This window comes from Salipaludibacillus agaradhaerens (assembly GCF_002019735.1).
Taxonomy (GTDB): domain Bacteria; phylum Bacillota; class Bacilli; order Bacillales; family Salisediminibacteriaceae; genus Salipaludibacillus; species Salipaludibacillus agaradhaerens.
Window position 1 is genome coordinate 2,401,045 of the sequence record NZ_KV917378.1, and the last position, 13,156, is coordinate 2,414,200.

Consider the following 13,156-nt stretch of genomic DNA (forward strand, 5'->3'; position numbering starts at 1 on the left):
GTGACCTTCCTCCTTAAAATAATTTTTGCTCTATGCCATATTTGGATTCATGAAGTCCTCAAGTTTGATTTCTTCTGTCTAGCGAATTTTCTTCTCCCAGATGGATAGGCTTGTCCATTTCGCCTCCATCCATCTGCTAGTTTATTAATGTACTACGTTTATCCTTATCGACTCTCATCATTTTTTTCATACAGCGCAATAAATTCATTGGCCATATCTTTTACAGTCATTGCGTTCATTAAATGATCCTGAGCGTGAACCATAAGAAGAGTCACATCTGTATTTTCTCCTCTCGCCTCTCCTTGAATTAGATCCGTCTGCACCCGATGAGCCTTGGCTAAATCCTGCGCTGCCTCGTCTATTTTTTTTCTTGCTTGATCATAGTTACCTTCTTTGGCCTCTGATATTGCTTCCATTGATTTACTGCGGGCATTACCGCCATTCACGATAATCCCCATAATTGTCTCTTGATAGTCCATGTGCCCTCACCTCATACGTCAATTGTTTTTAGAAAACAGGATTCTTCACCGCTCTATAGAGAAAGGCTATCCCCGTTGTTATGACAATCTTTCTATTAATACTCAACTCTTATTTATCATGATAAAGGGGAATCGCTTACATTTACACATAACTCTTTTCCTTTAGAAAGAGGAAATCGTTTAAGATACCCTACAACGGAGCTCCCACTATTTAATATAAAACAAACCTTCAATCAGGACATGAGCGTCTGTTATCTGTGATAAAAGTGACGGGCGTCTGTCCAAACATCATTTCCTCAGCTCATGCCTTCACGTCAGCCATTCACATCACGGGTTTGTAGGAGACATTATTAGCTTGTCCCTTGAGTCAATTAATAAAGAGCTAGGAGGTCTCAATTTTCACGTCCCAACTCTTGTTCGCTTCGTACTGACTATTTTGTTATTTAGTTCACCGATTCAAAAATAGCGATCAGTTCATCTACCGTTTCACTGTTAATGAGCTGTTGTACGGTCTCTTTTCGATCAACAATGCGCACGAGTTTGTCATACATCGGTTTAAGTTCATCTTTATTTTGATAACTGACATTTAATAAACAGACAAATTGGACTTGCTTTCCTCCCCAATCCACTGGTTTTTTAAGTGTACAAATCATCCAAAACGTGTCATTTATCTTTGGGTCAAGGGGATGGGGGATCGCTACATAATTACCAAAACTAGTTGGTGATGCTTCCTCTCTTGCTAGCACTGAAGTGATATAGCTTTCATCCACTAATCGATCCTCCACTAATTTTCTACCAAGAAATTCAATGACCGCTTCCCTCGTTTGAAATGATTGCTGCAAAAAAACATAGTCTTTCTTTAAATAGTTATGGATGACGCTCTGTCTTTTCGTCATGATATCCTGTATTTTATCTAAGTCGTCATTGCCTAATATCGTGCTTACTACAAGACTCGGCACGCCTACGTTATCTTGAATGGGAATGGTACTAATGATGAAGTCTATATTTTCCAACGAGTAATGCTTCAAATTATAATATTCCGTTGTGCCTACGATCCTTAACTCGTCTCCAAACTGAGAACGTAATTTATAGTAGAGAAGTTGGGCACTCCCTGCGCCTGTAGCACAGACTAATAAGCACCTTTTTGTTTTTTTACCGGCATGACTTCTTTCAATGGCTGCCCCAAAATGGAGGGCTAGATAGCCAATTTCGTTCTCATCTATCGTAACGCGTGACTGTTTCTCAACCGTTTTAGATGCAATCACTGCTGCTTCAAAAGCAAATGGATAATTGGTTTTAATCGCTTCAAGCATTGGGTTTCTTAAATTCATGCCATAGTGAAACCTGTTCATCGCCGGCTTTAAGTGCAGTGCCAACGCCCCAACAAGCTCTTTATCTCCTGTTAAACTTAAACCGAGCTCATGATCGACCTCTTTAATCATCTGATGAACGATTGTGTAAATAGTCGAATCAATATAATGTGTGACCTCTTCCTCTTTTATGGACGGATGGAGTAGCATCTTAGTCCCTAGCAAATGCATAGCGACATAAGCAATTTCGCTGTCTGGGAAATTGACGCTTAAGCCTTTTTCAATGTTTCTTATAAGCTTTCCAGCAATTTTATACTCCTTTTGATGTTTAATTGTATCGAAGTCTTTTTTTATCATACTCACATAGTTTTCATCTCTTATACGTTTACATGCTATGGCGATATGAATAACGAGGTTTTGTAGCCCAACATCTGAGAGAACGAGCTTGTACTCTTTAGCATATTCCATAATTTTTTCGCGAATCATTTCGATCTCTTTCGGCGGCAGGATAATTAAATGCTTACCCGATATACCGAATTCTAGCTTATTTCTGTCAAATAAATATTCAGCCATGCAAAAGCGGATGTTTTTTTCTTTTCCAATAAGTTTTAAGCCAAAATTAGGTTTCTTTTCTAGCTTTAAGTCATATTTATCAAGAATAATTTTCACATCACGAATATCATTTTGAATGGTTGATCGGCTAATAAACAAATTATCAGCTAGTTCATCCAATTTTACATAATCATCCTGTAAGAGAAGTGTTTTAACAAGATAGGTCATACGATCTTCAGGCTCAACAGGTACTTCTTGTCTGTCGCTGTCAATATCTCTTTTAAGAAAGTTTTTGAATTTAACGTCATTCGTAATGTCAAGACGATAGCCTCTACCTTTTAATGCTGTAATGATAGCACCATTACGTGTCAAATAATGATCTAGTTGTTTAATATCATTTCTTATTGTTCTGGAGGTCACTTGAATGTGGGAGGCTAATTGTTCGCTTGTTACAGGTTCTCGTGCTCCCATAAGCTGTTTTAAAATGATCTGCATGCGATTATTCATGTTCGCCCCTCCTTGTTCTATATGATCCCCACTTCTCCTATCTAACACTATTATAAAAGCGCTTTCTAGTTCATTTAACATAACATTTTTCCTTTACGTATAGGAAAATCATTGTTACTACGTCATAAACTGAATCCGTTACTGGCGGACGCTTTCCGCGGGCAACGCTTCAGCCTCCTCATTCGCCAAAACACGCTCACTGCGGGGTCTTCCGCTGTTGCTTTTCCCGCTGGAGTCGCCGCCCTCCACTTCTTCGAGTGAATTAAAAAAAGAGTTTTCAAACCTTGCTGTAATTAGAAAATCAGTTCAAAATCTTATTCACCAGGAAGGTGGTTATGATGAATTTCATTTTAGAAGAATCCGCACAGCTTATCGGGCAATTTGATTCACCGGTCACACCAACAATATTTCAGGATGGAGAAACAATGTTCGTCCCCCTGGATATAGACGTGTCTCCGTTTGACAACTCAAACACCAAGAAGGAAGGGGTGAGTCGCAAGTATAAAGGGTGTGATGGTTATGCACCGAACTTCAGCTACCTTTTGGAATGAAATAGTTTGTTCAGCTTACAAAAAGTGCTTTTTGTGAGGCCTATTTAGTAAGTTTATAAAACAATCCTACATAAGAGTACCGTTGATATGACAGGAATTTACGAGACTCCTGCGGGAAAAGCGAGCCAGGCGAGACCCCGCAGAACGAAACGGAGTGGCGTTTGAGGAGGCTCGCGGTTCGCCCGCGGAAAGCGAGTAAATGGATGGCATATCAATACCTGACTTCACGGATTCAGGCATAAACTAATATACCAAATAATTAACCCTACGGGAGTGAAAACGTGACTAAGCTTTCCCTAGATCGAAGTAGTGTGACTCCTAAATGGCTTGAATTCGAACATATGGCATCTAAAAGAAGCTTTGTAGAAAACATTAGAAAAGCTACAGCCGTCCCTCTAAACATGAGGATAACTGTAGCTTATTGTACCTTTTCAATCATGGTTACGTTTCTATGTTATTGATAACTTTAAATCATCTCTTTACGGCTTATTTGTGCTAATAGATACGTTCCGTCTAATATGGGAATATCTTGGGCATCACCATTTAGTAGGGCTAGTGCGCCTTTGTAATGTTCGTCTACAGGTAAATCGATAATCTGTCCACCCGCTTTTTTCGAATCACCTTTTGGCTCACTCATCATCCAGTTGATACGATCATCGTCTGTTGAGGTAAAATGAACGGATTTAGGTGATTGACTCAATCCTGTTCCTAATGCTTTTAAAACGGCCTCTTTTCGAGTCCAATACGTATAAAAAACGTTTGGTTTATCTGCAGGCACTATATGATTAAAGTGGTCTAGTTCTTCATGACTAAGTATCTCGGAAACGGGTAAGTTCTCGATGTCTGTTTGAATTTTTTCAATATCAATGCCAACACGAAGGCATCGAGAAAAAGCAACAACGACTTCTTCTCCTGAATGAGACACAGACCAATAAATGTTTTCAGCTGGCAAGCGAGGCTGGCCGTGCGGTTTACCACACGTAGGGCACGTACGGATGATCGTTATATCAAGGGGATTTATAGCTAATTCCTTACCTAAAATAAATCTTGTCAAGACAGCACCAAGGACAAACCGTTTCCTGTCTATCACTTGGCGATACCGCTTTGCTCGTTGTACTTCCTCATGAGTAAGCATGTCTTCATAGTCCGGATGGTAGGCATGTGTCTTAATACTCCAAACATAACAGCCCTTTTCTTTTAATGGTGGAACAGTCGTTAATTGCGCCCATTCAGACATGGTTAGCGCCTACCTTTCTTAACATATAACGAACCTTCAATCAGGACATTACTGGCGGTTAGCTCACGCCTATATAAAGAAGGCTATCTCCAAAGCGCTGTATTTGGAGATAGCTTTTGAACTGAACTCTATTTTTCTTTCAAACTCGCTGGAGTTATATCTGACCAGTGATGTGTAACATAATCTACGCACGCTTCTCGGGTATTTTCAGAAAACACAACGTGCCAGCCTTCAGGAATTGCCATCACTGCTGGCCACAATGAATGTTGTCCTTCTTCATTTATTAAAACCATGTAATGATGTTCTGTACTTTCAAACGGATGTGCCAAAATGTCTCTCCCCTTTCACTAATTTTATGTGAAATGAACAGTATGCTTAGATTGATGAAGCTTCTTAGAAATAACACGGCCAATTTTTGCAAGCGGCTCTGGCTGACACATATCTTTATGTCGGCATGCCATATCATATTTCATCAATTTCCCGCTCACATATGGTTTCCATGTGTTAGGGTCAATTGGATCAAACCACTCTGGAATAATCGTTGATTTAAAAAATAACACATCCCCATTGAAAGGTTTTGGTTTGTATTCACCAAGCAGCTTAACTGAATTGGCGTACGTGAGCTTTAAATTTCTTATCGTCTCGTCGTCGAGACTAGCGAGTGCACTTCCATCACTACGGAGAATCTCAATCGTCCTTTCCATCGTCAACTTTCCTTCACCGACATTATCAGGATCATAACCTCCTAAAGCTAACAGGGCGACGAGTGCCTCCTCCTCACTCGGTTTTTGCATCATCGGAAGAAAATGACTCGGATAAGCATCTAACATCGCTACTAAGTCAACCTCCTCACCTCGCCGTTGTAACTCAACTGCCATGGCGTGTATGACATTTCCACCGAGCGACCAACCGACCAAATAATATGGTCCTTCAGGCTGAATTTTTTTCATATGATGAATATAGTCCAGAGCCATTTCTTCTAATGTGTTCGGTAATTGACCACCATGACTAATTCCTTTCGCTTGTATGCCATAAAGCGGCGTCTCTGCGTCTAAGGATTTCATCAGTCCTGCATAGCACCAGCTAAGTCCACCAGCAGGATGGACACAAAATAGCGGTGGTTTGGTGCCTGTGGCCCTTAAAGGTACTAAAACATCCAAGGCATTCGTGCTTTCACCCATTTCAAGCTTACTTGCTAGTCCTGCTACAGAAGGGGCATCAAATAAATCCCCAATGGTCAATTCAATGCCGAGAGTATCTCGAATACGACTCATCAGTTTTACCGCTAGCAATGAATGACCACCGAGCTCAAAGAAATGATCGTCAATACCAATCTCAGGGATTCCTAAACAATCAGCAAACAATTCACACAACAATTCCTCTTGTGGCGTTCTCGGCCCAGTCCCTATGACTTGTTCAGAAAAATCAGGAGCCGGTAGCTCTTTTCGATCAAGCTTACCGTTTGCCGTTAACGGCAGTTTGTCCATTATCATCATGACTGAAGGGACCATATAGTCTGGCAAAAATTCGCTAGCATATTGTTTAATGCTCGCTGGTTCGAGCTTCTCTTGTGGCACGATATAAGCCACGAGCCGCTTATCACCTGCATGTCTTTCCTTGACATCCACGGCTGCTTGAGCAATGCTATGGTGAGCTTCAAGTACCGATTCAATTTCCCCTAATTCAATTCTAAAACCACGTAATTTTACTTGATGATCGGATCGTCCGATGTACAAGAGTGTGCCATCCGTGTCGCGTTTGGCCACGTCACCTGTTCGATACATTCTTTCTCCATGCTTGCCAAATGGATCTGCTACAAAACGGTCAGACGTAAGATCTGGACGACCTAAGTAGCCCCTTGCCAATCCCTCACCAGTAATATACATTTCTCCAGCAACACCGTCTGGCACTGGCTGTAGACATTCATCTAGCACATAAACATGTAAATCAGGGATCGGTTCTCCTATGACACTCTCACTCCCATCAAGAGCCATTTGTTCTGTTAATGCTACATAACTAACATGCACGGTTGTCTCCGTAATCCCATACATATTGATCAGTTTCGGCTCATCCTCGGCATGTCGTTCATACCAGGTTTTCAATCGGCGCAATTCCAATGCTTCCCCGCCAAAAATCACGTATCGTAAATGTAGACGCTCAGAGCTTGTTTTATCTTGTGTGTCAGCGTGAATGAGTTGATAGAAAGCAGAAGGTGTTTGATTTAGAACAGTCACCTTTTCTGCCACAAGAAGTCGTAAAAATTGGTCTGGCGCTCGGCTCACTCCATAAGGAACAATAACGAGTTTTCCTCCATGAAGCAAAGCCCCCCATATTTCCCATACTGAAAAATCAAAGGCATAAGAGTGGAACATCGTCCAAACGTCATGCTCTGAAAACTGGAACCAATGGAAGGTCGCTTCAAACAGCCTCACCACGTTTTTATGTGGAATGACGACTCCCTTTGGCTTTCCTGTTGAACCAGAGGTGTAAATGATATAGGCTGCATGGTCAGATGAAAGTGGTGCAAGTCGCTCATCATTCGTGAGATTTTCATAACTTTCCATAACCAATGATTCCTGTATCCTTTTGTCATCAAGTTTAAGTTCGTCATGCGCTAAACGAGACATCAGCCCCTCGTTGGTCACTACCATCATCGGTTTGGCGTCTTCCACCATATAAGTAAGCCGCTCTTTCGGATAATCGGGATCTAACGGTAAATACGTTGCGCCAGCTTTTAACACAGCCAGAATAGCCACAATTAAGTCATGGGAGCGAGGCAACGCCAATGCCACAATACGATCTGGCCCCACCCCTTTTTTTAGAAAATGGCGTGCTAATTGATTGGCTTTTCGATTTAACGTATCATATGTCAACACTGTGCCATCTACTGTGACAGCTATATTATCAGGCGTTAAATTTGCCTGTTTTTCAAAGAGCTGCGGAATGGTCAATGACTGTGTCACAAGTTCGAAAGCATGGGTGCCTTTTAAAGTCGCCTCTTCTTCTGGTAACAAGATAGGATAACCACTAATTGGCTGAGTAGGGTCCTTCACTAACTCTACTAGTAATTGAGTAAACCGCTTGGCAATAGCCTCAACTCTTTCTCGTTTAAATAAATCTGCACTATATTCAAAAAGCCCTGTTAGACCAGCCGGTGACCCGTCTACCGTTTTCGTTTCTCTCAACTCTAATGTGAGATCAAATTTAGCGGATCCGACACTTTTAATATCAAAGTCACTGGACACTCCCGGCAAATCAAGTGATGGGTCTGGCGTATTTTGAAAGACAAACATCACCTGAAATAACGGATGTCTCGCGCGAGATCTAGATGGGTTCAACGCTTCTACAAGGTGTTCGAATGGAAGTTCCTGATGCTCATAAGCACCTAAATTAGTTTTTCTCACGCGTTGTAAAAGCTCGGTAAACGTAGGGTTGCCAGACAAATCTGTCCGTAAAACAATGGTGTTCACAAATAAACCTACAAGCTCTTCAAGTACATCATCTTGCCTTCCTGCCACAGGTGTACCAATCGGAATATCATAACCCGCCCCTAAACGACTGAGAAGGGTAGCAAAGGCTGCCTGTAATAGCATAAAGAGACTGACGTGATGCATTTTTGCTAAAGTAATTAGCTGCTCGTGCTGTTCCGCACTGAGGTTCAACGGGACTACTCCTCCCAAAAAACTGGACTCTGCCGGGCGAGAAAAATTAACTGGCAGCCTCAGCTCATCAGGAAGGTCAGTCAATTGTTCTTTCCAATAGGCCATATGTCGTGCAACAAAGGGAGAATTCGAGTGGTGAGTGCCTAAAACGTCGTGCTGCCAATACACATAGTCACCGTATTGGACAGGCAGCTCATCCCAAGTTACTGCCCCTTTAGACAAGCGTTCCCTATAGGCATGTGAGATATCTTGTAATAACGGTGTAAATGACCATCCGTCCACAATGATGTGATGCATTAACAGTAATAAGACGGCGTCTTTTTCAGTTGTTTTAAACAAATGTATACGAATAGGCGGTTCCTCATATAATTCAAAGCCATATGTGATAGCACTTTCTATATACCTCGCTAACTCCGTTTCCGTCACATTGGCACATCTCACTTTTGGCCGAACATGTCCTTTAGGCAAGATCTGTTGCCTAGCTGTTCCATCATCATTGGGAAAAATCGTTCTAAGCGTTTCATGCCGATCAATCACCTCATGAATAGCATCTTGCAAGCACTCTTTATCTAGCTCCCCTGTTAAACGTATGACCGCTGGAATATTATAAGTGGGACGAGGTCCTTCCATGTAATGTAGGAACCAAAGCCTCTGCTGAGCAAATGATAACGGCAAGTGATGAGAGCGTTCAACTCGTTTAACAGCTGGTATTGTGTCTTCTGTCCCTTGATTGATGACTTCCGTTAGTTCTGCCACTGTCGGTGCACCAAATAGAGCCCCGATTGGAAGATCAACTTTAAACATGTCACGAATACGGCTCATCACACTGACAGCATGCAATGAGTGCCCCCCTAAATCAAAGAAATGATCATCAATGGTTATATGAGAGATCGACAAGACCTCTGCAAATAACTTGCACAATAACTCTTCTTGAGATGTTCTCGGTTGGCGTCCACCCTTATGACTCTCCATCTCTGGAAGAGGCAGCGCTTTACGATCAATCTTTCCATTTGGTGTCAAAGGGAAAGATTCAAGTGGCACAACCGCAGAAGGCACCATATAGTTTGGTAAAGACGCACTAATATCATGCTTTAACCTCACGTCATCAAAAGTATCTCCAACCAACGGGACCACATAGGCCACCAGTCGTTTATCTCCTTGGGAATCTTCTAGGCTAACAACTGCTGCCCGTTCAATATAGGATTGGCGTTGAATGGCAGATTCAATTTCGCCCAGTTCAATACGAAAACCACGTATTTTTAATTGAAAGTCAGCTCGTCCAATGTAATGTAGTGACCCATCATCTTGCCAACTCACTAAATCACCTGTTCGATACATGCGACTACCCGCACGACCGTAAGGATTAGCTACAAACCGATCGAACGTCAAATCAGGTCGATTTAAGTAGCCTAAAGCAAGACCATCACCGGCAATATATAATTCCCCTGGTATGCCTGGAGGGACAGGCTGTAAATGATCATTCAGCACAAATACGTCCGTATTCCAGATCGGCCTTCCAATAGAAGGTGTTCCAGTCACATGAAATGAAATAGGCTGCAACGTGGACCAAATCGTCGTTTCTGTCGGACCATATAAATTTATGATGGCACACTGTTCATTTACCAGTTGATGACACAGCTTTTCCGATAAGGCTTCACCTCCAACTAACACTTTGAGACCACGTATACTCTGAGGTGTATATGTGACGAGCAGATGCCACAATGTTGGTGTAGCTTGCATGACTGAAATCTGTTCCTCTTCTAATAGTTGTGATAACTGAGACGGGTCTTTCACTGCATGTTTATTCGCAATGACAAGTCTAGCGCCACTAATTAATGGCAAATACATCTCTAAAGCAGATATATCAAACGCGATCGTTGTCACCGCCAGAAAGTTATCCGTTGTGTGCAGTCCTATCTTGTCATCCATCGCCATTAAAAAATTAGTAAGACTATGACGTGAAATCACGACTCCCTTCGGCTTGCCTGTAGAGCCAGATGTATAAATCACATAAGCCGGTTGTGCCGCTGTCACAGCTTTTGCCGTGTAAGGACCGTTTTCTTGATTCAGTTGCTCGATTGTTTTTGACTCATCAAGTTTGATGACGTCCATATAACTTGTAAGTGGCAGCTTCCTTTCCTCTTCAACTGTTGTGACGGCACATATAGGACGTGTATTCTCCACCATGTAATGGAGCCTTTCCACAGGATAATCCATATCCAAAGGTAAATACGCTGCCCCAGTTTTAAGAATAGCTAACATCGTGATCACAGTATCTTCCGTCCGAGGCAAGGCAACAGCTACGTAATCACCTGTACGAACTCCTTTATTTTCAAGCAGTTTGGCCAATCGGTTGATACGGATAGTCATTTCTTGATATGTTAAGTACCTATTTTCACATTTTAAGGCTAGTTGATGAGGCAACTTCGCCATTTGTTGTTCTAACCGCTGTATAAAATCACCATTCACTGTTTGGGCTGTGTTATTTCTTCCATTTGTCAGTACGAGTTGTTTTTCTTCACGTAATAGCACGTCGATTGAGGCAATAAGTGTAGTAGGTACCTGCTGACTAAGTGTCTGGAGCAAAGAAAGAAATCGCTGATGATGTGTTTGTAACTGTTCTACCGTGTAACTTGCCGCATTAGCTTCAAAATCAACCGACATACCATCGCCGCCAAGTCTGACGTTAATAGCCAGATCATCTACTGGACCTGTTGCTAACGGATGAATGTATCCTTTATGTCCTGCAAAATTTAACGTGTCATGAAAGGGCATGATGTTTACCTGTGGTCCAAATAACTGCTGACGGTCAGTCACTCGTTTTAAATCACGGCGTAATTGTTCATGGCGATATTTATGATGTGGTTTAATTCGAATAAACTCTTCTTTGATGGCTGTAATCAGTTGTGTTAATGTCATCGTATGTGTCACAAAAACGCGAAATGGTACGATATTCATGGCCATACAAGGGGTATTAATCGCTGCAGGCTCTAAGCGATTCATCACTGGTAACCCAATAATAATCTCTTCATTTCCTATCATTTTATAAAGATAGAGGGCAGTCGCTGCCATAACTAATTCATAACTATTAGCTTGAAGGTTCTTTTCGGTTTTCTTTAGATCCTCCACGTCTGTTTTCGTCAAGCATGCATTTGCTCGCACTAGCTTTGTTGCCCTCTTCCCATGACTTGAAGCAAGCGTGGCAACTTCCGAAAAAACTTTAAAATGGTTATTCCAAAAATCACGATCGTGTTCCTTTTTCTCAGACTCCTTATAGTGAAGATCCGCCTCTATCATTTTCATAAAGGAAGTAAATGTATTGTCAACCTTATTTCCTTGTATGAGCTGTGTATAGACAAAGGCCACTTTCTGAGACAGGAGCGAAAAACCATAACCATCAATGGCAATATGGTGAATCTTTTGGTACCACCAATAGCAATTATCTGCTATTTTAAATAAGACTTGCGTAAAAAGGGCGTCAGACATTAAATTTATTGGTTCCGCTATATCCACTTCCATCCACTGCAAAGCCATTGATTGAGGGTCCTTCTTTTGGCTGAAGTCTTTAAAGTGAAAGGTGATAGGATCAGATAAGGCAATAACTTGATAACTCTCTTCTCCCGTTTGATTAAACGTGGCATGAAGAGCTTCTGCTTCTTTTAATACAAGACGAACAGCTTGTTCGAAATAACGCGGATCAATGGCTCCCTCAATCGCCACATACTCCGCTGTATTATATAAAGGGTTCCCCTGGTCCAACTGTTGAGCGAACCAAATACCTGCCTGTGCTTCTGTTAGAGGCAGACGTTTTTGCTGTTGATCCATTTATTTTTTACCTCCCTCTTAACATTAATCGAACCTTCAATCTCTTAGTTTAGAAAAAATACGTTCATCTAAATTACTTAGTAAGATTAATAGATTGTTTCTGATGTTGCTGTAAGTAGAGCCCACCACTGCTCTAGCGTTGGTTGTTCAGCTAAATCAGTAAATGTCACCTCTGCCCCTCCCTGTCGCCATTTTTCAACAAGACTCATTATCCTAATAGAGTCCAAGCCTTTTTCGATCAAATTGTCACGTAACGTCATACTCTCTACTGATTCATCCATGATTTCAGCTACTTGCAGACGTAAATCATCCTTCGTCTCTGGTAAGGCGGAAGGGATTGCTTGTACAGGAGTATTCTCCTGCCAGTCCTCGATGAGTTGGTCTGTGGAACACACAACCCCGCAACGTTCTGCTACATAAGTGATGGCCATCCGATGATACTCAGCTGAAAAGTCTGCTATCGCATCTGTGATCATAAAAGGCTGGATATCCTCCATAAATGCCTCACCTGCTGTCATTAAGCAGCCTATATGCGCGTATACACCACATATCATCAGTTGATCTCGGCCCTTTTCTCGTAATATTTCAAGCAAATTCGTCTGCTTAAAGGCACTATAACGCCATTTCGTTAGTAATATATCGTTACCTGTCAGTGCCACCGAGTTATGAATCGCTGTTTTCTCCTCGTTATCCGGCACACCTTTTCCCCAAAAGTCATATAAGAGTCCCCGTTTTTCCAATGTTTGACCACCTGGCTGCGCGGAATAAATAACTGGAATATCTAGACGCTCACATTCTATTTTCAGTTGTTGAATATGTTGAATAAGTTCAGTAAATGGGGACGTTTCTTGATCATATTTGTCTAAAAAGTAATTCTCCATATCATGGATAAGAAGAGCAGAACGCTTTGGATCAGCATTCCACGGTACTTTATTTTCAGGGAGATTTGTCTTCGTTGGCATCTGATAAGGTTTAATCGTCGGTATTGCCATTAAGTCACTTCCTCTCTAAAATGGGTCATCACTAGCATGAT

Annotated in this window: 7 protein-coding genes; 1 reads left to right on the plus strand and 6 read right to left on the minus strand. The window is 41.7% G+C overall.

Annotation, left to right across the window (positions count from 1 at the left end):
* Positions 1-164 precede the first annotated feature (164 nt).
* Both BK581_RS11215 and BK581_RS11220 read right to left on the minus strand, forming a co-directional pair.
* Entirely contained in the window at positions 165-479 is a 315-nt protein-coding gene (locus tag BK581_RS11215) for a PTS lactose/cellobiose transporter subunit IIA (RefSeq protein ID WP_078578260.1), read from the minus strand.
* A gap of 443 nt (positions 480-922) precedes the next feature.
* Complete coding sequence (locus BK581_RS11220) at positions 923-2,848, minus strand: BglG family transcription antiterminator (protein WP_078578261.1); 1,926 nt, start codon at positions 2,846-2,848, stop codon at positions 923-925.
* Positions 2,849-3,183: 335 nt separating this feature from the next.
* Between BK581_RS11220 and BK581_RS11225 the strand changes: the two genes are divergently transcribed.
* Positions 3,184-3,399 carry a hypothetical protein gene (locus BK581_RS11225; protein ID WP_143709666.1) on the plus strand — a complete coding sequence of 72 codons (216 nt, stop codon included), beginning with the start codon at positions 3,184-3,186 and terminating at the stop codon, positions 3,397-3,399.
* A 466-nt stretch (positions 3,400-3,865) separates the two neighbouring features.
* Here the strand turns inward: BK581_RS11225 and BK581_RS11230 are convergent, their stop codons facing one another.
* The 4 genes from BK581_RS11230 to BK581_RS11245 form a co-directional block, all read right to left on the minus strand.
* Positions 3,866-4,636 (minus strand): 4'-phosphopantetheinyl transferase family protein, encoded by a 771-nt coding sequence (locus tag BK581_RS11230; protein WP_078578263.1) that lies wholly within the window; start codon positions 4,634-4,636, stop codon positions 3,866-3,868.
* A 128-nt stretch (positions 4,637-4,764) separates the two neighbouring features.
* Entirely contained in the window at positions 4,765-4,965 is a 201-nt protein-coding gene (locus BK581_RS11235; protein ID WP_078578264.1) for an MbtH family protein, read from the minus strand.
* Positions 4,966-4,989: 24 nt separating this feature from the next.
* Positions 4,990-12,123 (minus strand): amino acid adenylation domain-containing protein, encoded by a 7,134-nt coding sequence (locus tag BK581_RS11240; protein ID WP_078578265.1) that lies wholly within the window; start codon positions 12,121-12,123, stop codon positions 4,990-4,992.
* An 86-nt stretch (positions 12,124-12,209) separates the two neighbouring features.
* Positions 12,210-13,115 (minus strand): isochorismatase, encoded by a 906-nt coding sequence (locus tag BK581_RS11245; protein WP_078578266.1) that lies wholly within the window; start codon positions 13,113-13,115, stop codon positions 12,210-12,212.
* Positions 13,116-13,156 lie beyond the last annotated feature (41 nt).